The sequence below is a fragment of the Pandoraea commovens genome (assembly GCF_024704525.1).
Classification (GTDB): Bacteria; Pseudomonadota; Gammaproteobacteria; order Burkholderiales; family Burkholderiaceae; genus Pandoraea; species Pandoraea commovens.
Genome location: NZ_CP102780.1, coordinates 1121657 through 1147988 on the forward strand (window position 1 = coordinate 1121657; position 26332 = coordinate 1147988).

At 59.9% G+C, this 26332-nt stretch carries 33 protein-coding genes and 1 pseudogene; 8 read left to right on the plus strand and 26 right to left on the minus strand.

Going from position 1 to position 26332, the window contains the following annotated elements; translation table 11 throughout:
- Positions 1–13: 13 nt before the first annotated feature.
- The 10 genes from NTU39_RS05630 to NTU39_RS05675 form a co-directional block, all read right to left on the minus strand.
- Entirely contained in the window at positions 14–1168 is a 1155-nt protein-coding gene (locus NTU39_RS05630) for a phage late control D family protein (RefSeq protein ID WP_257960044.1), read from the minus strand.
- Positions 1168–1737: a phage tail protein gene (locus NTU39_RS05635; RefSeq protein ID WP_257959436.1), complete on the minus strand. Its 570-nt coding sequence runs from the start codon at positions 1735–1737 to the stop codon at positions 1168–1170. Before NTU39_RS05635 ends, NTU39_RS05630 begins: the two co-directional genes overlap by 1 nt.
- Positions 1738–1748: 11 nt before the next feature.
- Positions 1749–4409, minus strand: a complete 2661-nt coding sequence (locus NTU39_RS05640; RefSeq protein WP_257959437.1) for a phage tail tape measure protein — start codon at positions 4407–4409, stop codon at positions 1749–1751.
- Entirely contained in the window at positions 4406–4510 is a 105-nt protein-coding gene (locus NTU39_RS05645) for a GpE family phage tail protein (protein WP_373275362.1), read from the minus strand. The genes NTU39_RS05640 and NTU39_RS05645 overlap by 4 nt, the downstream gene beginning before the upstream one ends.
- A complete protein-coding gene (locus tag NTU39_RS05650) occupies positions 4507–4824 on the minus strand; it encodes a phage tail assembly protein (RefSeq protein WP_257959438.1) in 318 nt (105 codons plus the stop codon). Before NTU39_RS05650 ends, NTU39_RS05645 begins: the two co-directional genes overlap by 4 nt.
- Before the next feature lie 58 nt (positions 4825–4882).
- Positions 4883–5392, minus strand: coding sequence for a phage major tail tube protein (locus NTU39_RS05655; RefSeq protein ID WP_257959439.1), 510 nt, complete (start codon positions 5390–5392; stop codon positions 4883–4885).
- A 24-nt stretch (positions 5393–5416) separates the two neighbouring features.
- Positions 5417–6595 (minus strand): phage tail sheath protein, encoded by a 1179-nt coding sequence (locus tag NTU39_RS05660; RefSeq protein ID WP_257959440.1) that lies wholly within the window; start codon positions 6593–6595, stop codon positions 5417–5419.
- A 110-nt stretch (positions 6596–6705) separates the two neighbouring features.
- Entirely contained in the window at positions 6706–6867 is a 162-nt protein-coding gene (locus NTU39_RS05665; RefSeq protein ID WP_257959441.1) for a hypothetical protein, read from the minus strand.
- An 81-nt stretch (positions 6868–6948) separates the two neighbouring features.
- Positions 6949–7692: a DNA-methyltransferase gene (locus NTU39_RS05670; RefSeq protein WP_257959442.1), complete on the minus strand. Its 744-nt coding sequence runs from the start codon at positions 7690–7692 to the stop codon at positions 6949–6951.
- Entirely contained in the window at positions 7661–7852 is a 192-nt protein-coding gene (locus NTU39_RS05675; protein ID WP_257959443.1) for a Com family DNA-binding transcriptional regulator, read from the minus strand. Before NTU39_RS05675 ends, NTU39_RS05670 begins: the two co-directional genes overlap by 32 nt.
- An 857-nt stretch (positions 7853–8709) precedes the next feature.
- On the opposite strand from NTU39_RS05675, the gene NTU39_RS05680 reads away from it, so the two are divergent.
- Positions 8710–9222: a tyrosine-type recombinase/integrase gene (locus NTU39_RS05680; protein WP_257960046.1), complete on the plus strand. Its 513-nt coding sequence runs from the start codon at positions 8710–8712 to the stop codon at positions 9220–9222.
- Between the two features lie 2 nt (positions 9223–9224).
- Here NTU39_RS05680 and NTU39_RS05685 read toward each other — a convergent pair whose 3' ends face one another.
- The 13 genes from NTU39_RS05685 to NTU39_RS05745 all read right to left on the minus strand — a co-directional run bounded on the left by NTU39_RS05685 (position 9225) and on the right by NTU39_RS05745 (position 17607).
- Positions 9225–9581, minus strand: coding sequence for a phage tail protein (locus tag NTU39_RS05685; protein WP_257959444.1), 357 nt, complete (start codon positions 9579–9581; stop codon positions 9225–9227).
- 506 nt (positions 9582–10087) lie between these two features.
- A complete protein-coding gene (locus NTU39_RS05690) occupies positions 10088–11311 on the minus strand; it encodes a phage tail protein (RefSeq protein WP_257959445.1) in 1224 nt (407 codons plus the stop codon).
- Positions 11308–11922 carry a phage tail protein I gene (locus NTU39_RS05695; RefSeq protein WP_257959446.1) on the minus strand — a complete coding sequence of 205 codons (615 nt, stop codon included), beginning with the start codon at positions 11920–11922 and terminating at the stop codon, positions 11308–11310. The genes NTU39_RS05690 and NTU39_RS05695 overlap by 4 nt, the downstream gene beginning before the upstream one ends.
- The gene (locus NTU39_RS05700) at positions 11919–12854 is read right to left on the minus strand and encodes a baseplate J/gp47 family protein (protein ID WP_257959447.1); all 936 of its coding nucleotides are present in this window, start codon (positions 12852–12854) and stop codon (positions 11919–11921) included. The genes NTU39_RS05695 and NTU39_RS05700 overlap by 4 nt, the downstream gene beginning before the upstream one ends.
- The gene (locus NTU39_RS05705) at positions 12851–13222 is read right to left on the minus strand and encodes a GPW/gp25 family protein (protein ID WP_257959448.1); all 372 of its coding nucleotides are present in this window, start codon (positions 13220–13222) and stop codon (positions 12851–12853) included. Before NTU39_RS05705 ends, NTU39_RS05700 begins: the two co-directional genes overlap by 4 nt.
- The gene (locus tag NTU39_RS05710; protein WP_257959449.1) at positions 13219–13860 is read right to left on the minus strand and encodes a phage baseplate assembly protein V; all 642 of its coding nucleotides are present in this window, start codon (positions 13858–13860) and stop codon (positions 13219–13221) included. The genes NTU39_RS05705 and NTU39_RS05710 overlap by 4 nt, the downstream gene beginning before the upstream one ends.
- Before the next feature lie 68 nt (positions 13861–13928).
- On the minus strand, positions 13929–14681 hold the full coding sequence (locus NTU39_RS05715) for a hypothetical protein (protein WP_257959450.1): 753 nt from the start codon (positions 14679–14681) through the stop codon (positions 13929–13931).
- 73 nt (positions 14682–14754) lie between these two features.
- On the minus strand, positions 14755–15207 hold the full coding sequence (locus NTU39_RS05720; protein WP_257959451.1) for a phage virion morphogenesis protein: 453 nt from the start codon (positions 15205–15207) through the stop codon (positions 14755–14757).
- 2 nt (positions 15208–15209) lie between these two features.
- Positions 15210–15659 (minus strand): phage tail protein, encoded by a 450-nt coding sequence (locus NTU39_RS05725; RefSeq protein WP_257959452.1) that lies wholly within the window; start codon positions 15657–15659, stop codon positions 15210–15212.
- Positions 15656–16168 carry a hypothetical protein gene (locus tag NTU39_RS05730; RefSeq protein ID WP_257959453.1) on the minus strand — a complete coding sequence of 171 codons (513 nt, stop codon included), beginning with the start codon at positions 16166–16168 and terminating at the stop codon, positions 15656–15658. The genes NTU39_RS05725 and NTU39_RS05730 overlap by 4 nt, the downstream gene beginning before the upstream one ends.
- On the minus strand, positions 16165–16980 hold the full coding sequence (locus NTU39_RS05735) for an N-acetylmuramidase domain-containing protein (RefSeq protein WP_257959454.1): 816 nt from the start codon (positions 16978–16980) through the stop codon (positions 16165–16167). Before NTU39_RS05735 ends, NTU39_RS05730 begins: the two co-directional genes overlap by 4 nt.
- Positions 16964–17287, minus strand: coding sequence for a phage holin family protein (locus NTU39_RS05740; RefSeq protein ID WP_257959455.1), 324 nt, complete (start codon positions 17285–17287; stop codon positions 16964–16966). Before NTU39_RS05740 ends, NTU39_RS05735 begins: the two co-directional genes overlap by 17 nt.
- Positions 17284–17607: a putative holin gene (locus NTU39_RS05745; RefSeq protein WP_257959456.1), complete on the minus strand. Its 324-nt coding sequence runs from the start codon at positions 17605–17607 to the stop codon at positions 17284–17286. Before NTU39_RS05745 ends, NTU39_RS05740 begins: the two co-directional genes overlap by 4 nt.
- A 36-nt stretch (positions 17608–17643) precedes the next feature.
- Between NTU39_RS05745 and NTU39_RS05750 the strand changes: the two are divergent.
- Positions 17644–19095 (plus strand): annotated as a pseudogene (locus NTU39_RS05750) (terminase large subunit domain-containing protein); the annotation flags it as partial.
- Complete coding sequence (locus NTU39_RS05755; protein ID WP_373275392.1) at positions 19092–20135, plus strand: phage portal protein; 1044 nt, start codon at positions 19092–19094, stop codon at positions 20133–20135. The pseudogene NTU39_RS05750 and the gene NTU39_RS05755, both read left to right, overlap by 4 nt.
- Positions 20136–20384: 249 nt before the next feature.
- Here the strand turns inward: NTU39_RS05755 and NTU39_RS05760 are convergent, their stop codons facing one another.
- Entirely contained in the window at positions 20385–20678 is a 294-nt protein-coding gene (locus NTU39_RS05760) for a hypothetical protein (RefSeq protein ID WP_257959458.1), read from the minus strand.
- 345 nt (positions 20679–21023) lie between these two features.
- A complete protein-coding gene (locus NTU39_RS05765) occupies positions 21024–21722 on the minus strand; it encodes a hypothetical protein (RefSeq protein WP_257959459.1) in 699 nt (232 codons plus the stop codon).
- Between the two features lie 570 nt (positions 21723–22292).
- On the opposite strand from NTU39_RS05765, the gene NTU39_RS05770 reads away from it, so the two are divergent.
- Together NTU39_RS05770 and NTU39_RS05775 are read left to right on the plus strand one after the other, a co-directional pair.
- Entirely contained in the window at positions 22293–23315 is a 1023-nt protein-coding gene (locus tag NTU39_RS05770; RefSeq protein WP_257959460.1) for a DUF2971 domain-containing protein, read from the plus strand.
- A gap of 22 nt (positions 23316–23337) precedes the next feature.
- The gene (locus NTU39_RS05775) at positions 23338–23838 is read left to right on the plus strand and encodes a hypothetical protein (RefSeq protein WP_257959461.1); all 501 of its coding nucleotides are present in this window, start codon (positions 23338–23340) and stop codon (positions 23836–23838) included.
- Between the two features lie 294 nt (positions 23839–24132).
- Here the strand turns inward: NTU39_RS05775 and NTU39_RS26890 are convergent, their stop codons facing one another.
- A complete protein-coding gene (locus NTU39_RS26890; protein WP_308340645.1) occupies positions 24133–24567 on the minus strand; it encodes a helix-turn-helix domain-containing protein in 435 nt (144 codons plus the stop codon).
- A gap of 162 nt (positions 24568–24729) precedes the next feature.
- Between NTU39_RS26890 and NTU39_RS05790 the strand changes: the two genes are divergently transcribed.
- From NTU39_RS05790 to NTU39_RS05800, 3 genes are read left to right on the plus strand one after another with little or no spacing between them, the layout of a single operon-like run.
- Positions 24730–25104 (plus strand): hypothetical protein, encoded by a 375-nt coding sequence (locus tag NTU39_RS05790; protein ID WP_257959462.1) that lies wholly within the window; start codon positions 24730–24732, stop codon positions 25102–25104.
- Entirely contained in the window at positions 25101–25775 is a 675-nt protein-coding gene (locus tag NTU39_RS05795; RefSeq protein ID WP_257959463.1) for a lysozyme inhibitor LprI family protein, read from the plus strand. The genes NTU39_RS05790 and NTU39_RS05795 overlap by 4 nt, the downstream gene beginning before the upstream one ends.
- 52 nt (positions 25776–25827) lie before the next feature.
- Positions 25828–26280, plus strand: a complete 453-nt coding sequence (locus tag NTU39_RS05800) for a hypothetical protein (protein ID WP_257959464.1) — start codon at positions 25828–25830, stop codon at positions 26278–26280.
- The last annotated feature ends 52 nt before the right edge of the window (positions 26281–26332 follow it).

Consider the following 26332-nt stretch of genomic DNA (forward strand, 5'->3'; position numbering starts at 1 on the left):
CCACTATGAGACCCTAGCGCTCTTCATCAGGCACGTCCGTAGCCTTAATCTCTAGCTCCAGTTCGGTGGTGAAACCGGCATTTCCGTCAATCGTATGAACGGCTCGAGCAAGCAACCAATCGGTCGCGTCGATCTGCGGTTTGAACCCGCGCACGGTTGCGGGAACCTCCGGGAACAGCTCGGGGACGCCACGGGCCAGCACCCACGTGAAGGTTGCGACGCCCCGTTGGATTCGCTGCCATTCGGCGCGCGCCGCACGCAAAGCGTTCGTCTTGCTCGCGTAGGTGTGGCGCAGTTCCTTCGTGTTGCCGGTCGGCTCGACAATCGGTGGCTCTTTCGGCGCGGGCTGGCCCTTCTTCTTTTTCTTCGAAGGGCTGCGCGCCGTACTCGTTTCGGCCACGGCGGTGACGACCACCTGTCCTTTCTTCGCCGCACGCGTGTCCTGATAGTAGGCGACCACGGAGTCGAACGACTCACGATCCGCCACGGAGAAGTGGTGACGATCGCCAGTTTGCCGCGTGATCGTGACGGGCGACAGCGGCTTCCCAGAAGCCGTCACGGCCTGCCCGATCTTCGTGAATAGCAGCTTGTCGGCTTTCACTGTCGCGATGGCATCGAACGTCTTCGCTACACGCGTGAGCAGGCTCGCGTCGGACTCTCCAGTCTGGTCGAGATGGGACAGCAACTGGTTGGCGAGTGCAGATGCGACCATCGCACCGAGGTTGTGGCGGCCAGCAATCAGGTTCACGAAGTCGAGTACCGAAATGTCGTGATACGAGGTCTCGCGCTTCGTCGTAAGGCCAGACCGCAGGTCGGCGCTGCGCGCGCGAATAATGAGGCGATCCGGTGGGCCTTCGTGGGTGATCTCGTCGACCGTGTAGACGCCTTTGTCTACCAAACCCTCACGCTTCCAGCCGATGGCTACTGACAGTTTTGCGCCGCGCGATGGCAGCTCGAGCGCGCTGTCAGCGTCGTCAAGCTCGAGATCGAGACGGTCGGCTTCGAAGCCACGGTTCTCTTCGAGCCGGAGACTAATCAGCCGCCCGTCAAAGCTTCCGGTGATGTCCTTGCCATCTTTCTTGATTCGATAGATTGGCACGGGCACGAGATCGTCCTGCGTGCCGAGTGCTTTCACCAGCAAGCCGGTGACACCTCCCAACGCGTCGATCACAGTACCTTCCCCACAACGTTACCCACAGCACCGCCGACTGCGTTGCCTGCAATGCCGCCGACCACGTTACCGGCTACGCTGCCGACGACGCCACCGACAGCACCGCCGACGAGACCGCCAACGTTGCCGAGGACGTTACCCGCGAGGCCGCCGAGCAGACTCGTGGCAAGGCCCAGCAGCCGCAGATCGTAGTTGTCAGCACGCTTGAATGCCGCTGTGAATTCGATGCGGCGCGGCGTGCCATTGCTGAAGAAGATCGTGCTTGTCGTCTCCAGACTCTCCAGCGTGTACATGCCGTAAATCGTGCCGGAGCCTTCGATGAGCGGCCACGCCTTGCCTTGAGAGCCGAGCAGCTCGAGCACTTTGAGCGACAGACGCCCGCCGGACAGTTCGGGCAACAGGATGCCGCTCAACGTGATCGGCTCGTCGTCCGGGCCGAGAAATTGGCGAGACGGTCGCATACCGATGCGGTTGTTGGATGCGAATCGCCAGCTCACCTGTCGCTTGAATTCTTGATAGGGCACCGTACTCAACGTGAATACGAACAACCCATACGCCATCATCATGGTGACCCCCTTCAATCTCTGTCAGTAAATCGCGAGCGCACGCGCGCCGCGTCTCTGCGCTGCAGTTCCTGCAGCTTGCGCTCGAGCATTGCCATGAGCTGCGCTTCATTCATGCCCGGCGCGGCGTGCAGGTGGATCTCGTAGTGATTGCCTGCGACCGGTGCGGCCATTGCCGCGCTTGCCGCGATGGGCGGGCGTGTATCGAAGGCGATGTTCGCCGCAGCGGGCGTGCTGGCAGCGAACGCGATTCCGGCACCAGCACTGGCGAGCTGTCGGGCGAGTGACTGCACGGCTGACAGCGGGCCGTCCTGCGTGTTGGTGATGCCCTGCTCGAGGCCCGCCGTCGTGAAGCCGCCCAGCTCGGCGAAGACGCGGCTTGGCGAGTGAATGCCAAGCTTGTCCTTGAACCAGCCGATCGTCCGCTCACCGAGGCCCACGACGGCATCTTGCGCGGTGCCGAGCGCACCGGTGATGCCGTTGACGAGACCCATAACCATGTTGCGGCCGAACTCGGTGAACTTGCCCGGCAGCTCGATCCCGAACCAGCTCAAGACGCCAGCGAATGCTTGGTAGAAGATGCCGAGCGGTGACCAGTTGAACAGGAGCGACGCGATGCCACCGATGCCGCCAGCGAATGCCGCCTTGATCTCCGACCACAGCCCCACGAAATACGCCTTTACCTTGTCCCAGTTCGTGTAAATCAGGACGGCGGCAACGGCCAGCGCGGTGAGTGCGATGCCGAGCGGATTGGTGAGCAGCGCCCGGCCCATCCACATGATGGACGTGCCGACGAACCGAAAGGCGGATCCGACGAGGCGCAGGCTGGTCGCCAGCACTCCGCCCTGAATGCCTGCAGCCTGGAATGCGAAGCGCAGAACGGCAAACGGGCCAAGCAATGCAGCGGCCGCCAGCATGGCCGGGCCGAGCAACAGCAGAACGCCCGCGATACCGGCGATGGCAACCATCAGCACCTTGGCCGTAGTCGTGTGTTCCTCCATGAACCCCGTCACGGCTTTGATGGAGGACGTCAACGCCTGCATTGCTCGCACGTACAAAGGCAGAACCTGATTGCCCATCTCCAGCATCAGGTCGTGCAACTTGGCTTGGTTCTCTGCTTCTACGCCGCTCGCGTTGCCTTTGGCGAGCTTGTCGAGCGTGTCAATGTCGGCCGCACCTCGGTTGAGCTTGGCGTTCTTGTGGATCTGGTCTCGCTGCAGGTACATCTGCGAGAAGAGGTTCGATGCGGTGCGGTTGGAGAAGAGACCACCGATAGCGTCCAGCACATCGTTTTTTTCGGTGATGCCATTGGCAGCGAGCTGCGGCAACAGCACCTTTTCCATCCACTCGAATTGGTTGGTGCGGAACAGGTCGCTGCCTTTGATGGCCCCGGGATTCAGATACGAGACCTGCCCGGCCTTGTCGTGCTTGACCTTTGTAGGGTCACCAATGAGCCCCATCTTCTCGAGATTCTGCGACACGCGTTTGGTCGTTCGACCTTGGTAAAGGTTCTGGTACGCACTCATGAGCGCAGTGCCCACGCGATGGCCGCCCATTTCCTGCACGAGCGGCTCAAGCTGGTTATAGAAGCCGTCGGGGTCCATGCCTTTTGCGGCGAGGCCACCGGTCTTGATGACGTTGAGCCACTCTTCTGGACCGACCCGACCGCCCGTTGCCGTCAGAACACGCTGCACCATGTTGGCCTGCTTGGCGAACTCTTCGTCGCTCGCAAGGCCACCGCGCAGTTCAATGACCTTGAGCATGTCCATGAATTTCTTGTCGTTCTCTTCGCCCTTTTCCGCACCGTATAGCGCCTTGTTCGCGAACTTCATTTTTGCGAGTAGCGGTGTCACCATCTCTGCGTGATGGGCGTCGGCGAAAACGGTAAGTGCATCGCGCATCAGCTCGAGATTCTCCGTGCGGCTGGTGCCGTAGGACTTCATCTGCGTTGCGAAACTGATGGCCTCCTGAGTCTCTTTATCGCTCAGACCCAGCGCCCGCACGCGCTGCATCTCGGTCGCCATGTGCTTCGATTCGTGCAGCCCGGATTTGACGGGCAAGCCAAGCACGGCACCGGCGGCGGTCGCGCCTACGCCAGCACCTGCCAAAGCCCCGGCCGTTGATCGCAGTTTGTCGCGACGCTCGCGCGCAGCGCCCAGCCGCTCCTCTTGTTGTCGCAGGGCATTGAGGCGGTTCTTCTGCTCGGACAGTTCGGCATTGGCACCGGCAATGCTGGTGCGCAAGTTGTTCTCGTAGGACGAGAGCGTCTGCGTGCCGCGCCCGGCAGCTTCCATGCGCTGACGAAGCACGGACAGTCGCTCGCTCTGGTCTGCGTGCCGTCGGGACAGTTCGGTGACATCGCGGGACGCCGCTTGCATGCGCTTGGCGAGCGCGTTGCTAGGCTTCTCCGCACGTTGGAACTCGCTCGAGAGATTCTGCAGCTTCTCCTGTGCTGCCTTCAGCTCGGTCGACGTCTTGCCGAGTCCTGCGCGGAGCTTGCCGAACTCGCCGACCTCGCGCTGCGCCTTCTCCAGATCCTTGAGGCGGTCGCGCACCTCTTTCAGACTGCGCGCGGCTTCCTTGTTGGTGCCGAGGATCTTGCGCGTGTTGGAGGTCATCTGGTCGATGGTCTTCCAGACAACTTCCAGTTGCAGCTTGCGGCCTGCGTCGCTCATTCGGTATCTGCTCCGCTACGTACTCGGGCGCGCTCGCGCCATTTCATGAGATCGGTGAGGCTCCAGCCATCAAGCGCTGATGGCTGGAAATGGAAGATCACTGCGACGTCTGCGAAGGCTTCTTCGACGTCGAGGGGGATGCTTCCGGCTTGGAGGCTTTCGGCAGCAAAAAACCGCTCACCGCGAGTCCGCACTGAAGAAGGTCGGCGGGATCCAGCAACGCGACCTCGTGTTCGGCCAGCGCCGGGGCCGTGATGCGCGGCAGCACCTTGATGAGTGTGTCGACGTTCATCTGTGCGAGATCGGAGAGGTTGATGCCGCGCAGCTCTCCGGAACCCGGCTTGCGGATCTGGAATGTGGTGATTTCGCTTCGGCCGGATTGAATCGGGGTGTCGAGGGTAATGGTTTCGCGCATGGTCGTATTTAGGATAGAAGGTAGATGGTTGGGCCAGCGTTACGCTGGCCGCGTGGAATCAGAGACCGATATTGGCCTTGTGTTCGGCGAGTCGGTCGGTGCCGCCGCTGTTCTCGATCATGTTCACCATGTCGATTTCGTAGACGACTTCGCCGTCGACGGTCAGCTTGTAGTACGAGAGCGAGAGCGTGCCGCTGTTCTCGCTCTTGTCGCCCGCCTTCGAGTTGCCGGGGTCAAGCTCTTTGTACCGGCCGCGCATGATCGCCTCGACCTTCGAGATGGAGCCTTCGCCGTCTTCCTGATACGAGCCCGCGAAACGCAGCAGGACGCCGTCGACCTTCGCGGTACCGAAGGTCTTGATGGCCGCAACCATCAGCCCGCCCCACGTGATCTTCGCTTCGAGCTTTTCCACGCCGAGGTCGAGATCGACCTCGCCGGGCATGCCACCCGCGCGATAGGCTTCCATCTTTCGCGAGAGCTTAGGCAGGGTGACTTCGGGCGTCAGACCCACCCAGTTTTCGCCGTTCTGAAACGTGTTGAAGAATTTGAGTACCTTGGGCAATGCCATGATCGTGTCCTCTGGTTGATGGGGTTACGCTGCGGCGGCGACCTTTGCCGCGAAGTCGACCAGATAGCGGTCGGTGATGCGCTGGCGGAACGACAGATCTTCCAGCGGCGGTACCGGCGTGTAGTCGTAATCGATGAACAACTTCCCGGACTTGAGCGACTCTTTCGTATTCGGCTCTTCGTCGAACCACGAGCTGCCGCCGATCAGGTATCCGGCCGTGACGAGCGAGCGCATCTTGGAGTTGATGCCTTCGATGATGTCGCGGGCCAGCGACGGGTTAAGCGGGCCGTCGACGGCCCAGAAGTGCGCCTCGGCCATCGTATCCGCGAGAATTTGCGCGGTACGCGTGTAGTTCTCGAAGGCAAAGAGCGGATCGGCAGAACAGGTGTGCGAACCCCAGAAGCGGAAGCCTTGGTGGTTGATAAGCGTGGTGACGTCGTGGCTGTTAAGGAAGCCAGCGTCGGTCGACGGGTCTTGCAGATCCCAAAAGACGTCCTTCGAAAGGCCCGTCACGCCGTTCACAGGTACGTTCGAGAGCGTCTTGTGCCAGCCCGTCTCGTTATCGATCTTGGCGCGCATGCCGAGCGCACGGGCGACTGCGTATGCCGATGCTTCGCGATTCGCTACCGTGTCCCAGCTCACGAAGTCAGGCCAAATCAACATCGTTTCGCGTGCGCCGAAATTCTCGCGGTAGGCCACGACGTCTTCCTTCGTGGCGCACTCCCATGCGGACGCGTATTGGAATGCACGCAGCTTCTGCGCGATCCCGGTCAGCTCGGTGGAGACTGGCAGACTGTCGAAGCCCGGAACGCCGAGAATGCGCGGTTGCACGCCGACCTTGTTCTTCGCCGAGAGCAGCGCCTTCATGCCCGTGTACTTGCCGTCGGCGGTGGTCGTACCGATGATGGCGCTCGTCGTTTCTTCGGCCGTCTTGCCTTCTGCGACGCGAACGATGACCGTGGCGCAGTTGGTTTGGTCTGCAATGGCATCGAGCGACGCGGCGAGTGTGCCCTTCGTGCCAGCCTTGCCGATGGCTGCCTGCACGTTGGTCTTCAGCACGGGAACGTTAAGCGGGTACTCGGTCGCGTCGGCGTCTTCGGCCGTGCAGACCATGCCGATGACGGCCGTTTCAATGGTTCGGATGGGACGCGTGCCGTCGTTCAGCTCGAGCACTCGTACGCCGTGGTGGAAATCGCTGGGCATTCAGATCCTCCGGAGGTGTTGGAAAGCCTGCCGGTAGGATCTCTCGCGCTCGCGCGAGAAGCACGCGCCGGGTGTTGTGCCACAAACGCACACAACACCCGGCGCACGCGTCACCTCCCTTCGAAGGTTTCCGGCCCCAGCCAGACCAACGCGCAGCAGCCGAAAAGACCAATCAACGCTTCGGCTTCGCCCTTGGCGGCGGAGGCAACAGTGCCCGTGAGGAAGAGGAGAAGGATGCTGGCCCAGCACGCCAGCGCGAAGGTGAATCTCATTGGAACGACTCCGGTAGTCGGCGCGGCGAAATGCCACCCCATAAATAGATATAGCTCCGCGGTCGGGTCATGTTCAGGTCGCTATGCCGCCTCGGACTCAAGTCGCGCCGTGGCCATCGCGTGATATGCCGGTTCCAGCTCGCACCCGATCCAAAAATGCCCTGCATCTCGTGCTGCTTTCAGGAACGTGCCGCTCCCGGTAAAAGGATCGAACACGGTGGAGCCGGGCGGGAGAAGTCGGATGACCTGACGGGCCAGCTCGTCCGGCTTTTGCGTCATGTGCTGCTTTGGGCGGGGCACGCGCTCGTTGAACACGCCGGGCAGGTATGTGGTGGAGTCCTTGGGAAGACTGCCGCGCGATGCCCAGACCATGTATTCAGCCTGCGCCGAGAAGCCGCCGCGACGCGGGCGTGCGCCACCGGCAGTCTTGTCCCAGACGGCCACGCCGTGCCAGATGAATCCGGCACCTTGCACGGCGTCGGTGAGGCTCGGCAACTGTCGCCAGTCGACGAAGCACACCAGATACCCGCCCGGCTTGGTGACGCGGTACGCTTCGGCGAGCCACGTCATGCACCAGAACGTCCACGACCGTTGGTCTTTGTTGTCGTGCGAGAAGTCGGGATAGGTGCCGTTAGAGCTGTTGATGTACTTCTCGCCGGGGGGGCGCGCACGGGAGCTGCTGTGCAGCCCGCCCGACGAATACGGCGGGTCAGTGAAGACCATGTCGATGCTCCGGTCGGGCAAGCGACGCAGCACGCTCAATGCGTCCTCTTGATAGATGCGGTTTTGAAAATCAGCGAGCGGCTGTGGGGCGATGTTGCTCATGTGAGAGTGTCCTCATTTCCGACGCTCCGTGGCGCGCTGGTATGGGGCTCTCGGCCCTCAGAAAATTAAGCGTGCCGCAACGGGCACATTTGATGGAGAGGCGAACGTACTCCCCTTCTCCCAGCTTGCGGTTGCACGAACCGCAGCGAATTTCCTGCATGTGAAAGCCTTGCACAATTGTGGTAAGGTTTCGCGGCCTGTCGACAGGTGGCGCGGCCTTGCCAAACTTGCAGGCATGCTCTGCGAGGGCGGGGCGTGTGTGGTGTTAGCGCACCAAGCACGTCGCCGCGTCTTTCCCACACCCTGCACGCCGTCGTCCGGTCGTCTCCCGAGAGCCTGCGAACGCGCTTGCCACCGGGTGTTGGAGCCTTCCTGCATCTTCTCTCACGCTCGCGCGAAGCGCTTGCGTCAAGTGTTGTCTGCCGGGTGATTACAACACCGGCACGTCGCTCCCTTCGAGATTCCACCATCTCCCGGTGCAAGACGAATTCCTGGCGCGTCGCCATTACTTCGCTATCCGTGTCGAAAACTGCGATGAAACCCAGTCGCCTACGGCGCACTACCCCGCCAACGCTTGCTGCCGCTATCGCGCGGTATCTCGTTGAAGTCTCCCCACACAAGAAGAGTGAATCTGCCGAGCAGTCCATCGCCAAAACATGGCTGGGCACGCGTCTCTCGGGGAGGCCAATAGACAGAATCCGAAATACCGATCTCATAGCCTTGCGTGACGAATGGTCGAGCGATCGAGCGGCCGCGACGGTGGTCAGGCGGTTGGCGTTTCTTTCGCATGTCTTCACTGTGGCGAGGAAGGATTGGGGCTGGACGGCGCTTGCCAATCCGGTTCAGCTCGTGCGCCGCCCAACGGTGGATGACGCGCGCGACAGACGAGTGAATAGCAGGATCAGGATGCGAGGCGTATCTGCTGACGAGTGCCCACGGAGCGAGCTTGAGTGGATCATCCAGTCGACGTCATCGAGAGAATTGCCGGTCATCCTGACGCTCGCAGCGGAGACCGCGATGCGTCGATCGGAGATCTGCCACATCAGGCGCGAATACGTCGACCTGCTCCACGGCGTAGTGCATTTGCCCGATACAAAGAACGGTACGTCGAGAGATGTGCCGCTTTCGCCGTGGGCGCGAGAGACGCTGCGTCAGTATCTCGCTGGTCGGCCGCAGCGCGGCCCGATATTCTCTGTGTCGCCGGGGGCCGCAACTCGAGCGTTTATCCGCGCACGGACTCGAGCGCGCGCGCGATACGAAGCGTTGTGTCGATCTCTGGGGCGTAGGGCTAACCCGCAGTTCTTCAGCGACCTACGTTTGCACGATCTCAGGCACGAGGCGACGTCAGTACTTGCGCCGATCTTCCAACTGCATGAGTTAGCGAAGATCAGCGGGCACAAGAGCACTCGGATGCTACTGCGGTACTACCATCCTGATGGACGAGAGCTTGCGAGAAAGATTGCGCGCAGCCCGCTTGGTCGAAAGCAGGCTGCGCGGATCCGGTCCGAACGGGGAACAGTGGAAGACTGAATTTACTCGACGGGGAGGATCGGGGCGGACAGGGCCGGTTGAGTCTTCGTCAGCCAATCCGGGATCGGGCCACCGCCGTGATAGGTGACGCTTTCACCGTCGATATTCACTTCGCTGCTCAACTGATATTCAGCACCGGAGTGTGCGACGTAAAGCCGAATGGCGCGGTTGTCTTCGACCATTCGCCATGTATTCCCGTCCCAAGTCGCAGCTTTGCCTGTGACCGCTTTCGGCGGCGCATCGGTCACGGCGCCGTAGGGTATGTTGAACGTGCCGGGCGAGAGAAATAGCTCGCTCGCGGTCGCCGCGTACAGGAAGAAGCCGTTGGCGTCAGTCTGATATACATCGATCGTTTTCATTACAAAGCTCCCAAAAGGGTTGTTTCACTGCAAATGCGCGGACGCTCGGAACGCGACAGAATGCGGCACTCGCGAAGCACTCGCATACGCTGACGATGTTCCCCTCAAGTACGGTATTCCCCGCCGGTAACTACTCGGCCGTGATGCAAACGCCAGGCGATTCGCCTAGCAGCGCCACGAATGATGCCGGTGGATCAGAGACGCGCCCCGTCAACACCGCATACGCGCCCCGCATTCATGTGTAGCGTCCGCTTCACTGCAAATGCAAGAACGCTCGGTTCGTACAAAGCGGACACCATGCAGGGCCATGAATTCAGCCTCGGTCCGGGCGGAGCCAACATCTTCGCGTTCATTGGCGGAGGCGACAAAGGGCCGTCTAGCGGGGGCGAAACATATACAACGTTCAGCAAGACATCCGGGGCCGTTTCCGACGGCAAGAACGGCACCCCTCGGGTCGGGAAAGAGACGTCGCCAACGAACACGGCATACGCGCCACGCCTGCACATCTAAACGTGAATTCGCGGAGCGTACGCGGTGTTGGTGGCTCGTGTTTCTGTGCCGCCTTCAGCCGCGTCTTGGGACGGGATTACCCAATATGTGTCTGATGTCATCGCGATCCGCGCGCTGGTCGCACTCGGCGTGTTGGATTGCGAGACATAGCTACCGGGCGAATGTGAGTGGCGTTTGAATTGATCGGATTGCCGCGTTCCGAGCGTTCTTGCATTTGCAGTGTCAGCGTCAGTTCCCATGTAGCGGCGGAACATGTTGCGCAGGTCGGGGACGCGGAATTGCGTCCCGCTAACGTCAACGAAGAAATGAGCGCCACGCGCGTTATCCCACGTTGCTTGGGGCACAACAAGGTTGTTTTCCTTGGCATAGCCCCAGAGTCGCGCGTAGTCGGATTTGCTCACCAAACCTCCGACCGCGTCAATTTCGCTTGCGAGCGGTACGAGCGTGTGGCCATCCACGGGGCGACCGCACAGAGGTGATCGGTAGCCGGTGAAGTAGTCGGACGCCGACCAGATCCAGATCTCGCCGCATTCGGCAACCGAGATAGGGCCGATGTTCTTCGTCGGCAAGTCGAGGATTGAGAAGACCAACGGCGTTTTCGACTTGGAGGCGTATTGCTGATGGGGGTCGGCATCGCCCACGTGTGCCGCAAAGGCGTCTGAGATCGACTTCGCAACGACAGTCTTCTTTGCATACTGGCTATGAGGGTCGTCCGCGTCACTGTGCGCTTTCATCGCGACCGTGATGGCCTTGTCGGCATATTCGCGCGTTGCCAGCACAACGCTTGGGTCGATCTTCAGCTCGACGTTGCCGACGTTCGAAACGATGATGACCATGCGCAGGCCCTGCGTCTTTCCCGACCCCTCGGGCAGCAGTGGCTTATACGTCGGCGGCGCGTTGGAGATGTAGCACAGGTCGCCGTCCTCATCGATGAGCGCCATTTCCCGGATCCACTTGCCACCCTCGTTTTCGGGGATGATCTGTTCTGCGATGAGCTGCGACGGGTTCTTCGGATCCGGCTCGAGCGAGTTGAGAGGCGCGCGACGCCATTCCCCGAGGAGTGCCTTCTGATTCGGTTTCGGCGTAGGGATCGGGGCGTTGTCGCCGCCGCCGTCGCCGACGGCGAGCGCGACGAACTTCCGACGAAGGCCGAGGGCGATCGCGTTCGCCTCTTTGGCGTTGCCGATATCGGTGGCGATGGTGTAGAAGGTCGCAGTCATGGATAAACGGTCAGAATTTCAATGATGTGCGCGGCCGCACCGGTGTACACCGGGCCGCCCACGCTGACGGTTTCAGGGGTGTAGGGGTAGACGGTCAGCATCTCCCCCTGGAAGGTGGCCGCGCCGAAGTACTGCTTCCCGCGCGTCTCGAGACTGATCTCCATTCCGAGCAAGTGTCGGGTCGCAGGCTTCACGTCGTCGATGACGCGCACCAGCTCGTTGAACATCTCGTCGGTGATGCCGGTATCCAACACACCGACTCGGAGCCGGAACGTGCCGCGGCGCGCGGCGGGTGCCTGCTGCCACCACTCGATAACCTCGATCAGGTAGCCGAGCGGTTCCACGGCGCGGCGCAACGCAGTGATGGTTCCTTTACGCTTGTGCAGCCAGAAGCTCTTGCGGATGACGTCGCGCTTTGTAGCCTCCGGCCACGTGTCGTCCCAGCGATCTACGGACACTGCCCACGCCAGATAGGGCAGCAGGGGCACGGGACAGGTGCGGAAATTCCAAAGGTCTCGCAGCGGTACCGGCACGCGCGCGATCTCGGCAAGCGCGCGCGCAGCAGCTCGCTCGAGCGCAGTGGAGTTCGGAGGGAGCAATGTGGCGGTCATACAGTTTCGGCCAGCACCACGCCGTCCGGGCCTACCAGCCGCAACTTGATGGCTGTGCAGATCGCCGCCTGCGTCTTGTCTCGGGGAATGTCCTGCTGCGGCGAGGCGATGACGACGTTCTCAACGCCCTCGATAGCCAGCGCGGCGTCGATCTTTGCCCGGTAAATGCTCAATCCAAGGCGGCGACGGGTTTTGGCGAACGACTTGGCGTTTGCCTGCGCGACCGGCAAGAGAAGAGCCTTCTCGGGGCTGGCGTCAGTAACGTAGAGGTCGGCGACGATCTCGTAAAACTGAACGCTGGCAGACTGCACGGTCACCCGGTCTCCAACGGGGCGAATATCCTCGTCGTTCAGCTTGACGCGGACTGCGGCGAGCGCTTCCTCCGGAACGCTGCCGTCATCGGCAACGCCCAGAGCGGTAATCACGGCTTCGCAGGGTTCCGGACTGACGCACGACGCATCTGCAACGCGGCCATCCGCCGATCGCGCATGAAACTCATACGCTTTCGTTGGCCCGGCGATCGAAAGCCCCTCAAACGCATTTTGCGCGCGCTCTAGCAACGCGTCGTTGCCTTCATATTCGCCTTCTACCGGCGGGCTGACGGTCAGATCCGGTTCTACGATGGTCAGGCGTTGCACCTCGAAGAGCGCTACCAGATTATCGAGGTCTTCATCCTTCGCATACGGCAGCATGACGGCCACGGCTGCTTCGTTCACGCGCTGACGCAGGATCATTTCACGATAGGCGTTCTCCTGAAGCAGCTTGACGATGGGTTCTGACTCCAGCTCGAGCGTGGCAGCGATGGCGTCGCGCTGGTCGGCAGGTGTCAGCTCGATGAGGCGGGCTTTGCGCTCTGCGAGGATGGTTTCGAAGTCGAGCTGCTCGACAACGGTCGGGGACGGCAGCTTCGAGAAGTCGACGAGCGCACTCATGCAGCACCTCGTCCGAGTGCGACGCTCGCTTTCACGGGAGATCCAGAGCGCGAACCGTCGACGCGGTCAGCTTCGAAGTCGACGACGGTCTTTCCGGCGTTCTCTCCAGTGCCGACATTGAACGTAAGGCTCGTCAGCGACAGACGCGGCTCCCAGCGGGTAATCGCCATGACGCACGCGGCTTGAATCAGCATGCGCGTGTATTCGTTGGTCGGTTGGTCGATCAGATCCGGCACCAGTGAGCCATATTCGTGACGCTCGACACGCGAGCCGATCGGCGTGGTGAGAATGTCGGCCACGGATTGCTCGATGTGTTCGATATCGGAGAGCGCGCGGCCGGTGGCCTTGTTCATACCCGTGTAAGTCATGCAGTGCGCGGACCGCCGGTGCGGTCGCCCCCTCTCTGCACGTCGCCGTGATCGTGGTCGTGAACCACGACGTCATTGGACGAGAGGTTCCCCTCGGTGTGCGTGAAGTCGCCCTTGATGACGGTCTTGCCGCCGCTTCCACCTTGCCCGGCCATGCCGCCGTTGTAAGTCAGCAGCTTTTCGACGGTGAGCGTGCCTGCGATACGCACGTTTCCGGTGAAGTCAGCGTCGGGGAAGTCCACGGTCGCCCGGCCGGTTCCCTGCACGGTCGCCGTTTTCATGCCGGTGGCGTCGAGGGCACTGTTTGCGTCGTTGTAGACGATGCGAGCGCCGTCCGGGAAGGCGATAAGAAACTCGTCGGGGCTATCGGACGGGGAGATGATGAGATCGGATGGCAGACCACGAAGCACGATCCCGTTGCCTGTCTCGCCGCTCGGCGAAAAGACCGTGACCTGTTCGCCCTTGCTCAACGGCGACCAGATGCGAACGCGCCCAGCGGCCGGTTGAATACACGGCAGCCAGTCAGTGAGTCGGCCGCGAATCAATACACGGACACGAAGACGCGGTTTATAGACGACGTCTTCCACGGTGCCCGTGGCGATCAGGTTTTCGATGAGACGGTTGTGTTCGGCATCCATGAATGCAGGATGCCGCGCGCGCGGGAGAGCGTCACGCCACTAGTGTTGTGGCGCTGTCGTACACAACACTATTTGCTAAAAGCGAACTTCGTGTAATGAGCGCGAACCTTGTCTGTGGCAACTATACGAAACTCACGGTCCACTTCTTGAGGTGTGAGTCGCACTAAAAGTGCCTTGTCTGCAAGCACTCTAACAAGACGCCATTGCTCATTCGGCGCGTCCTGAAGCGGAATGACGGCCAGTGGGCTGGAAGTCCAATCGCAATCGATCCGCGCCAGGATCTGTCCGTAGTTAATGGGAGCCAGAAAGATAACGAAGAAGGAAAAATAGTAGACGGTTGAAATTACGCTCGAAGAGAATCCTTTTCCGTTGTTTAGGTCGTGTGCTACTTCGGCAGAAGCTCCACTTATCGCTAGGGCGTAAGCAAAGAAGAAGGTCTGTCCCGCCACCGTTACTACGCGGGCTTTTTCGAAGAAAATAACTACCGATATAGCGACCGCCGCGATTGCGAGGCAGATGACTGTGAAACCAATGATCCAAGATCGCTTTGGGCATCGCTTAGCCCAGATTAATCCGGCGATTATCGCAAACAGGAAGGATCCCGTGAGAGGGAGGGCAGACAATATAAGCGCATTCGTCGTTAGAAGATCGAGTGCCCATGGCGCACCGATACTCTGAAAATAGCTCCTCGTCACTTGATATCCGAAGTACACAAATGCCGCAGTTGCAAACACGGCCAGTCCGCTGAGCTTTACCAGAGTATCCAAATGAGAAATAGCTTTGATCTTTGACTGTTGTTCTTCGGATGCTTGATTATTCATGAACGCGCGTCCAAATGTGAGTGTTCTGATGTGCGTTAAATTTGCAAGATTTTAGTGCGGTCTTTGCATCAGATTATAGTGAAACGTGACCCATGACTATTGCGGCTAGTGTCTCGAGGTCATTGTCTGTAATGCCGAGCAGCTCGCGGGATGGATACCTAGCCATGGGGCCATCCTTCTGTACGCGATCCCTCAGTCCGTAGTGGTGAACGATCGCCATGCGTTGAACCTGCCCGACGAACTTCACCACAGCGCCGTCGGCTGACCCCTCGGCCTTCAGGTAACGCGCGGTGCGCAGCTTCATGAACATTTTGCGACGGATGCTTCCCTGCTTGCGCCGAAGCAGTTGCGGCTTTCTCGGCTCGTAGGCGGATCCGTCAGGGTTGACCTGTGCCGCGATCCGATCCTGTGAGCGCCGACGCAGCTCGCGAGCGATGTTGCCCGCGAGTATGCGACGCCCTGCCGGGCTGATGGAGTTGAGAAGGCCAACGGCCCATGCGTCTAGCTCGTGCAGATCCGTAGCCATCGTCAGACCCCCAAGAATCGCTTCGTTTCATCGTCGAGCAACGGCTCTTCTCGGTAGTCGAATGTGGGCTTGTCGTCCACGTAGCGCACGTCGACCGATTCCGTCAGCCGGATATCGATGGAGATTGTCGCCGTCTCGTGCGTCTGGATCTCGGCTTCGAACTTGATGCCGTCGCGCTGCCTTCCGTCATTGGCAAGCAAATCGGGCTGCCAGTCCGCCAGCCATGCCACGATCGGCAGCATGAGCGTTGGAGACTCGTCAGGGTAGTCCGTGACGATGATGTTCAGCGTGTACTCGTACATGAACGAGCCGCCACGCGAAGCCACCCTGCCAGCCGCGCGCGTCGCAAGCAGACGCCCGCTTTCGACGAACAGGTGCAGATTGTCCGGGTTCGTCTTCAGGAAGCGATTGTTTTCCACCAGTGCGGCGCGCAGCAGTTCGGGCTTTTTCATTGTGGCTGGCTCTCGTCTTCCTCGACGGTCACGAACGGGCTGCGGCGCAGCTTGTCCCGCAGAGCGTCGTATCGTGCTGCGAGTTCGTGGAAGGCGGTGTAGTTGTCGGCGACGGTGTCGGCGACGGCAGAGAGCGCAACACCGGAGGGTCGCGCATCAGCATCGCCGGAATCGTCAGGTGGGGCGTTATCGGCGGCGGCATTGTGCAACCGGACAAAGCCGACAGGCACAGTGCAAGCGGCATCAGCTTCAGCGGTGACATAGACGGGAACCTTCTTGATGATGGTGTCGCCCTTGACGCGGATCTCGCGCACGCGGTCGACGTACTTGGTGATGACGGCCGGGTTATCGCGCGCATCGTTCAGATCCGCCTTGAGTTGCCTCGCCTCCTTCTCGGCCCGCTCGGCGCGATGCTCGATCGCGTCGAGTCGGAATTGCTGCACGGCGAACGCCAGTGCAACGCACGCAATGGCGAGCAGCACGCTTGCGGCTTTGGCGAGCGGCGTCACGCTGCCACCTCCATCGCCTTGTATTTGCCGTAAGCACGCTCGAGCTTCACGTCATACAGGTTTGCTGCGTAGTTCTGGCCGTTGTAGATCTCGGCGAACGTGGTCCACTTCTTCGCCTTCATCGCCTTGAGCAGGGTGGCGTCGTTCATTACGAACCGAACGAAGGCGTCGAGCTGGGCAGCTTCACCGGTGCGCATCATGTCGGCGAACGCCTCGGCGCTGGTGTAGCCGAGTGACTTCCAGTGAAAGCCCATGATCTGGAACGCGCCCCAGCTCGCCGACGCGAACGCGCTGGCGCGGTGGATCGTGCAGGCGTTCGCAAGGCGAGAATGCTCGCCAGCACCTCCCACATAGCCGCCCCGCTGCGGATTGACGAGGTTCGGATACCACTTCGCCAACGACGGCGCATCGAGTTTGGCCGCAGCGACTTCCCGGTACATGATGTGGCGCTCGTACAGGATGAGCACGCGTCCGTCCGGCAGGAAGCCGCACCCCTTGCTCTCCACCTCGTTGACCGCGCGCACGATTGCCAGCTCGACGCCGAGCTTGTCGGCCGCAGCAGCCAGATCGGCGGCCGTGAGGTGGCCGTGGGTTCGCGTACCGTTTGCCAGTGCCTGCTGCGTCTTGGTGCCGACGATGCCATCGACGACCAGGCCAAACTCGTGCTGCACGTGCATGACCGCCGTCGTCGTCTTCTCGCCGAACCATCCGTCGGTCTCCAGCGTGCCGTCGTATTTCTTCAGGGCGACCTGCAGCGCGCGGACGGCAGCGCCGTGATCGCCTTCGCGCAGCATGTTAGCGGGCGTGGTCATGGGTCTTTCTCAGTAGTCGGGTGATGGGGTTGTCGTGGCCGATGCCGCCGCGAAACAGGTCGACGACGTTGCCGCGCACGGCGATGACAGCCGCGCACAGCACGGCGTTGATCGCCAGCGACGTCACATCTACCGGCGGCGGTGCACCGAAGATCGCGCGGATCGGCACGGAGCCGGTGGCGAGGATGAGGGCGTAGGCGAAGCGCGAGGCCCACGGACGATGGCTGCCGGACGCGCGCCGGAACAGCATCAGGCGCAGCGCGATGACCGCGCACAGCACGGCGTTGACGATGGCGATCGCGTTCATGGCTTTGGCCCTCCCTTGAAGGTGTCGAACAACTTCTCGGGGTTCGCCGCTCGCCGGATAAGCCACATCAGCAATTTGATGATGACGGCCGAGGCCACGAGCGCCCCAACGGCGGCATTCACTTGAATTCGCTCGGGCAGTGCCCACCCGATGAGATCAGCCGCCAGCCGGGCAGACAGGCACCCAGCAACGAATGAGATGAGGAAGAACGCCACGCGCTTGAGGGGCGCGAGATCGTCGGAGGCCAGCACAAACACACCAGCGCCCGCGAACGCCCCCATGACCACGGCGGCATCGACACCGGGAAACAGGGACAACACAGCGACTCCGACCGTGGCGGCCGTGGCGTTGGTGGTAATCCGAACATTGCAAGCCGCAACGCGGGGCCACGTAAGAAGGTCGAGCGCAACGGTATCAGCGAGAAGCAAGCGCAACAGCTACGCGACGCGTTCATGGACTCGATTTTCGACTACCAGCGCGTCTGGTACGAGTCCGGCATGGCGCACCGCATCCGGAACATCCTCAAGAGCCGCCAGATCGGCGCGACGTGGTATTTCGCTCGCGAGGCGCTTATTGACGCCATCGACACGGGGCGCAATCAGATCTTCCTGTCTGCCAGCAAGGCGCAGGCCCACGTGTTCCAGCAGTACATCGTCCAGTTCGCGAAAGATGCGGCGGACGTCGAGCTGCGGGGCACGCCGATGCTATTGCCAGACAGCGGCGCGAATCTGTACTTCCTCGGTACGAACGCGCGCACCGCGCAGAGCTATCACGGCAACCTGTATTTCGATGAGTACTTCTGGACGTCGAAATTTCAGGAGCTGCGCAAGGTCGCTTCGGGGATGGCGATCCACAAACGCTGGCGTCAGACGTATTTCTCGACGCCGTCGACGCTGGCACACGAGGGCTATGCCTTCTGGAGCGGTGGCCTTTTCAACCGTGGGCGCCCGAAGGATGAGCGCATCCAGTTGGATCTGTCGCATAAGGCGCTGGCTCGCGGCGTGCTTGGGCCGGACGGGCAGTGGCGGCAGATCGTCACTGTGGAAGACGCGCTCGCGGGCGGATGCAACCTGTTCGACCTCGAGCAGCTTCGGCTGGAGTACGGCCCCGACGACTTTGCGAACCTGCTGCTTTGCCAGTTCATCGACGACCTGCTGGCAGTGTTCAAGTTCACCATGCTCCAGCGGTGCATGGTCGATAGCTGGGAGGTGTGGGACGACTTCATGCCGTTTGCGGCGCGGCCGTTCGGACGTCGGCCGGTCTGGCTCGGTTATGACCCGAACGGCGGGGGCGGCATGGGGGACTCCGCTGCCCTCGTGGTGCTTGCGCCGCCCGCCGTCGTCGGTGGCAAGTTCCGCGTACTGGAGCGCATCCAGTTCCGTGGTCTCGATTACGAAGCACAAGCCAGGACGGTCAAGGAAGCGACCAATCGCTACACGGTGACGTACATCGGCATTGATCGCACTGGCATTGGCGACTCGGTTTATCAGCTCGTGCGGAATTTCTTCCCCGCCGCCGTTGGCTTCACGTATTCGCCACACGTGAAGACGCAGCTCGTGCTCAAAGCGTATGACGTCATCAGCAAAGGTCGCCTCGAGTTCGACGCGGGGCACACCGACATTGCGCAGTCCTTCATGACCATCCGTAAAACGACCACCGCTAGTGGCGGGCAGGTCACGTACAAAGCCGACCGGTCGGCAGAGGCGAGCCACGGCGATATCGCGTGGGCAATGATGCACGCCATGGCGAACGAACCTATCGACGGGCAGACCGGCACTCATCGAAGCATTATGGAGATCTACTCGTGAGCAAGAAACGACGCGGCCGATACGCCGCTCATCAGCAACCGGCGGCAACGCCGTCGAAGGCACCGGCCGCGCGTGCGGAGGCATTCAGCTTCGGTGATCCTGTTGCCGTGTTGGACAAGCGGGAGATCCTGTCATACATCGAGTGCATGCGGATGGGGAAGTGGTACGAGCCGCCGCTGTCGTGGGACGGCTTGGCTCGGTCGTTCTATTCTGCTCCGCACCACAGCTCGGCGATTCAAGTGAAGCGCAATATCCTCGCTTCGACGTTTATCCCTCACCGGTTGCTATCGAGGGCCGACTTCTCCATCTTCGCGACGAACTTCATGATCTTCGGCAACGCGTATCTCGAACGCCGGAAGAATCGCTTGGGTGGCACGGTGGCGCTCAAGCCGCTGCTCACGAAGTACACGCGGCGGAGCCTCGATCTCGAGTCGTACTGGTGGGTGCCCGAAGTCGGGCAGGAGGTGCAGTATGAGGCGGGCGAAGTGTTCCACCTGATGCAGCCCGACGTCCATCAGGAGGTGTACGGTGTGCCGGAATACTTGGCCGCACTCAATTCCGCATGGCTCAACGAGTCGGCAACGCTGTTCCGCCGTCGCTATTACAAGAACGGAAGCCACGCGGGCTTCATCCTGTACATGACCGATTCCGCTCAAACGCAGGACGACGTCGACGACCTGCGCGCCGCGATCAAGAACTCGAAAGGGCCGGGAAATTTCCGCAACCTATTCATGTACGCCCCGCAAGGGAAGAAGGACGGAATCCAGCTTATCCCCGTGTCGGAGGTCGCCGCCAAAGACGAGTTTTTCAACATCAAGAACGTGACGCGGGACGACATGCTCGCGGCCCATCGCGTGCCGCCGCAGCTCATCAGTGTGATGCCGAGCAACACGGGGGGATTTGGGGACGTGGAGAAGGCGGCGAAGGTGTTCGGCGTGAACGAGTTGTTTCCGCTGCAGGAAAGTATGAAGGCGGTGAACGACTGGGCTGGCGTCGAGGTGATGCGCTTTAACGAATACGCACTGGCCGCATCGGCCTAACCCAGTTCGCCGTTGGCGATCATCTCGCCAACCACGCGATCGCACTCGTCGCACAGGCATTCTTCGGGAAGGTACGGCGGGGTGTAGGGCGTCATTACCTCCCCACACCCACCGCACAGCACCAGCTCTCCCGGCTTCGGATCCGGCTTGCGTTCGGTTTCATGCCGTCACGCTGAGATCAGGTGGTTCGTTTCCGCGTACCCGCGAAGCGCTTCGTTGATGCGCGTTTGCCAGCCGTCGTCGGTCGTCTTAACTTTCGCGCGTCGAACGCATACGGTCGACGTTTGCTTCGGCCACACACGGCTCCTCGCGCAGCCGCGCGCGTAGCCACTCAATGGCGGCAAGTCGGCCCCCAACGTCTTCCTGCCACGCGGCGCGGATGATTTCCATATCAGCTTGGCATCCCAGCAACACGCCGTGCAGGCGGTGAATCTCCCAGAGCAGTTCTCGCGCCTCGGGTGACGGCGCACGCGTCCAGATCGCACGCAGGTCGACACTCGTCAGGGCACGCCGCTCCGGGGTGTGAGGTTGTCGGCGTCGCATAGTCAAAAAACACTGTATAAATAAACAGCATCTTAGCGCATCGCAGGGAACGCTTGAGAGGCGCTACAACGGCCTGCCGCGTGCGGAGCGTCACGGCCCAGGGCCGGACGTCCCGGCCCGTTGTGCGACCGAGGAGTGGCCTTGCTCGCCCGTTCCGCTGTTGCCGCCGCCCCCTCTCAGACCTCAGCGCGCGCGGTCATGACCCCGCCACGCCTGCGCGCTTGATCGAACACTTTTTATGCACCTTTGGACGGACCGCAGAGGCTTGCCAGCATTGGCAGGGAAGGGCGTCGTAGGATGCGCAAAACGTGTGCACTTCCATGCGCCAAGCTCATGCACCGGGATTCACATCAAGTTATTGTCATAAGGGGCAAACTTCTTTCCCCCAAATTTTGCGAGATACATCCTGAGTCCGAGATTCCCCAAGCCGATTTTCATTTTGGTATCCCCAGAGAAGAACCGCGCAACGTCGACTTGATCAATTGGGTCGGCCTTATCGTCGCGCCATTGAGCAAACTCGTACACCACACACAATGAAACCGGCTCCAGGCCTTGCCGATGTTGAGTGCCCTTGACTTCGGCGTACCAATCCCACCCCCTGCCGGTTGAGTGGTTAGAAATAGCGTCGGAAATCCGAAGACTCCAGAAGTCTCGCGCATCCAAACTCGCCCGTTTGTCGAGCTCGTTTGAGATTTCGCTATGAAGCCGATGGTATGTTTCGATGTACCTTGCCGCCATCAGCCAATTCAGGCGATTCGCTGGAGCAACCTGCTCGGAGCCATTCTCCGTGAGCGCGTCATACGCTCTCGCCAGTGACCGTTCCGCTTGCTCAAGGACATAGGAGCTGTCCCGCCGTTCAATCTCGTCGCGCCGAATCGCTTCGGTGCGCTCCACTTCACGGCGTATTTCTGACTCGGTCCGTTCGATGTCTTCTTTTCGAGCTTGCTTCTGGCTAACGTTGGTCCACACTGCTATTCCCAATGCAACGACTGCGGCAAAAGCTGATACCCATTCAGGCTGAATGGCGGCGACACACGGCTGCATTTCAATTCTTCCCCGTAGTTGCGAGCTTGACGATTTCTGCGATGGCGCTTGGGCTCGGATGAATGGTTGGGATACCGATCGAGACCGCCTTTCGTTGTCGTCGACGATCAGAATATTGGTGAGCCGATGGGGATCGAACCTGCGGCCGACACCGAGCGAACCGAGTCATTTTACGGTGGGTGTCGGGAAAAAGGTAACCGAGGTAACCGCTCGCTAAAATCGCTTGAAAACCCGCACGGATAAAGGATTATGCCGGTTACCTTTCAAAGGTAACCGAGGGTAACCAAAAGGTAACTTCGTTCTAAGTCATTGATTTTAAATGATGTGGAAAAAATGAGAAGTTACCTTAGTAAAAGGTAACCGGTTACCTTTTGGTTACCATAAAGTTACCTTTTGCCCAAATCGATGAAAGCCTTTGCCGGTAAGGGGCTGAGGCCAATTTTCGAGGGCCGGTTACCCCGGTTACCTTTTTCCCGACACCCGCCGGTTTTTCGCGGATGAGATACTTCGGCGGGGGCAGTAATTCATCGCCATACGGCAACCACGTCATCCAACACGCACTTACTCTCAATGGCCAACGAACAACAAGACACGGGGCACGGCCCAGCCGAACAGGAAGCGAAGCCAACGGCTTTGACTTACGAGCAGCGGCGGGAGCTGGGGGCAATCTTTCATCCGCACTCAAACGAGCAAATGGAGAAGTTGAAGGGTAACGGGGGAAGGCTGATTCATTACACGACTGCGGCCGGTGCGAAAGGAATTATTGAGGGGCGCTCAGTGTGGATGCGGAACGCGCGGGCGATGCACGACTACAGCGAGTCCGAGCATGGTCACCAGATGCTGCGCGAATGCTTGAGCGATGAGAAGCGCCGCGAACATTTCCGGCTGGCGTTCAACGGCAGCCATAGCGGTCTCGCGGAGGAAATTTTGAGCGTGTACGACACTGCGCTGCCGGCCGCGATTTTAGCGACGTCTATCGCGTGTTTTTCCGAACACTTGCCGCAGGATGACATGCACGGCCGCCTTTCGATGTGGCGGGCGTTCGGCCAGAACACGCCTAGCGTTGGCTTCGTCGTGCGGCCTCCGCTTGATGGGCAAGCAGCGAACCTAGGCGTGATTCTCTCGCCTGTCGCTTACTTCGATTTCCCCCGCTTCTGCGCAGAGTTTGGGCGGGCGATGGACAGCCTGATCGCTCATCGTGATCGACTGGCAGCAACAGACCGGGCCATCGTCAAGGATTTCGGCGTGATGATGCTGCTGACAACGATATTTTCGCTGAAGCATCCCGGCTTCGAAGAGGAGCGGGAATGGCGTGCAATTTATAACCCAGCGCTTTTCCATTCCAAGCATGTTCCGCAGTCGCTCGTAGTGCATCAGCAATTGCCGCAAGTTGTGCATCGATTGGTGTTTGAAGACGTGCCTGAAGCGGGAATTTCAGGTATGACTCTCGCTGCTGTGATTGATCGGCTGATTATTGGGCCGACTCAGTACGCATCTGTCGTGAGCGAGGCGATGTACAAGCTTCTGGAAGGCGCGGGTGTTCCCGATTTAGACAAAAAGCTCGTCATCTCGAGGATTCCACTTCGCGGGTAAGAATTACAACGAGGAGCATGCCGTGGAGAGCAGCCTTACAGGCGTACTAGTGGGCGGATTTGTTGGGCTCGTCGGCGGGATCGGCGGAGTGTACGTTGGTCAGCTTCTGACCGGACGGCGCGAGAAGCGCAGCCGAACAATCGAAGGCCTACGTAGTGTCGTAGGTGAACTTAACAAGCGATCGCGTTTGGCCCTGCACTTCGAGCAGATGATAAACGTCAGCTTTGACCAGCATCACACGGCAGACGCCGCCGCAAGAGCGGCGTTCTTGCTACCGGAATGGCGGGCCGCGACGCATGAGCTACAGGAGCGCCCGTGGCACTTTGTGTGCCTCGCGTACCTTCCGGAGGCGCTCGACGATTTTCGTCAGATTGACCGATTGATGGCGACGATCATGGATCCGTATGCGCGATCGCCTAGAAGTCCTGAACGGCAAACCAGTGACCAGGCGTTGCGCGAGTTCAAGGAGCGTGCGGCACGCATTCAGGACAGAGTGGATGCGCGTCTTCGGGGGCTTGTTTGAGCGCTAGTGCAGGGTGGTGCACACTGTGTCACTCAGCCTACTCTGAACCAGTCAATTCAAACACTTACCGCAGCGCGTGAACGAATTCTGTGACACACAGTAACCATTGCAACAAACTGATTTAGTTACCTAATTGTGAGTTCTCCGTGTAAGTTAATAGCCTATCGGGGGTTCGAATCCCCCTCTCTCCGCCAAAGATGTTAAAAAGCCCTTGATTTCAAGGGCTTTTTTTATCTTTGTTTGAGTCAACTATCATTTTGACTATCAAGGTGCGCGGTCCTTATTTAGCTCCGATTAGCCAAAAATAGCCCGAACCTTCAAGTCGAGAGCGCTGACGAATTTCTCCAGTGTATCGAGTGTCGGGAGTTCCTCAGAGCGCTCTATCGTGCTCACGTAGTTCCGATCCATCCCGATCATATCTCCCACGGCCTTTTGCGACAGCCCCCGAATCACGCGGGCGTCTCTAACAGCGCTACCGAATACCTCTGGCGGCACCGATTTGGTCGATTGTTCGGTGTACTCGCCGTCCAGGAGCGCGCCCGGTTTCGTCTGAAGTGCCTCGGCAATCCGAAACACAGTTCTGATGGAAACGTTTGGGGCAGTGCGCTCAATACGGCTAATGGACGTCCTGTCCATGTCTACCTTGTCCGCGAAAGCTTCCTGCGACAACTTCAAGTACTTGCGGCGGGCTCGGACCGTTTCGGCAAAGCGCTTCCTCAAGCTTTTCATCAAGACTTTCCCGAAGAACGAAGTCCCCGAGATTCTTGGCGGAAACACGACGTGTAACCACGGCGTATGTCATGTAGACATTTTTATTTACAAGACAAATGCTACAATTTGTTTCGGATGTAGCAGTTAGAAGCGTTCGACGAACATTCGAGGATCTAAAGAATGAAAAAAGTGCTGTATTCGGGGCTCTTCGTCATGCTGGTTGGCGCCGCAGAGGGCGTTACGGCGCAGTCCCTTCCCCCGGCCTGCCAGCAATACATCACGGCCTTCAACGTTTGTGGGGCCGATCTCGTTAAGCTCATCGAGTTGCGCCGGCCTGCAGACCTTGAGAACACAAAGCGATATGTGGACACACGTGAACTGGTGTCCGGTATGCGGGCGCATATTAAGAGCGACGGCTATGACAATGTGGCCCAGGCTTGCGCAACGACTGCCCGCGAAGAGCTACAAAAGGGAATCATCAATATCACCACCATGCTCACGTTCGGCGGTGGTATGACCTCGAGGTGTCAGCGAGCTGCAGGGGAGATCCGATGAACTGGGGAGTGACGCATTTGCGGGCCAAGCGAGTTGGATGGGCAACTGTGGCCATGATCGGGGTCTTTTCGGCTATTCCGGCATTGGCCGAGATTGCAAAACCTTCGTTCGACTGCCGCAAAGCGACGAGTTCGGTTGAGCGTTCGATCTGCATTAGCCCTTCGCTTGCCGAATTGGATAGCCAGCTTGCGCAGGCATTCGCGACAGCGGCGAATCGGACGACCGACAAGGTGGGCCTGCGAAAAGACCAGAACAAATGGCGCGCCACCGTTCGCGACAAGTGTCGTAGCGACGAATGCATTGCCAACGCCTACCGCGAGCGAACACGCGCTCTTCGCGTAAGTGCGGAGAATGGCCGAGTTCTCACATTTCCCCGCACTGGAGGCGTATCGCTTCCTGCAAAGACATCGGTACTTTCGAGCGCTGTTCTCTACGGAACGCTCGTCTTTGATCACGACCCCGCAGGCGGTTTCATCGCTCTTCTGGTCGGTGACCGTCAATACAAGCTTCGTTACGTCTGGGACGTGCCCGAAACTCTTCAGGCACAAATCCAACGACTTGAAGACAGCGCCCAGTTGGTCAGCGTTGTCGGTGACCTCATCGTTTGGCCTGACGGTACGAAGACGTTTGACGATCGGTCGCGGGTAACTCTTCTCGTTCCACAAAAATGACGGCCTCCATGCCCGGGGCAGATCGACATCGAATGTGCTCCGGAGAGACGACATGAAGGTTTTGATGAAGAAAGGGGAGGCCGTCGTTTGCGTAAAGGCTGGCGTGGCTTGGCCGTTCTGGTTCGCGTTGGCACTCCCGATCGTGGCGCTTATCGCTTATGTACGACGTCGCCTGTACATGCAGGCGTTGATCGTAATCGGGTACATCGTTGCACAGACGTATCTTCGAGTAGGTAGCTCGATGTGGATGGGCTTTGTTGACGTGATTCCTGCTGAATCGTCCTATGCCAGCAAAGACTTTTACATGGTATCGCTGTTGCTCTGGTGCGCTTACGGGTTATATCTTGGGCGCTATGCTCTTTGGGGAAATAAGATAACTGCGCAGATTCTTTCTCGTCGCGGATACATTTGCCCCATGCCGGAACACGCGGATCTTGCGCAGACGGCTTGGTCTGTCGGAGACGGGAGGCCCGCCGATATAGGGATAAGATCGACCGAAAAATAGGGGTTCGTCCGGTGCTTGATAAACGCGCGTCGTACGTCAACTCGAGCAGGGT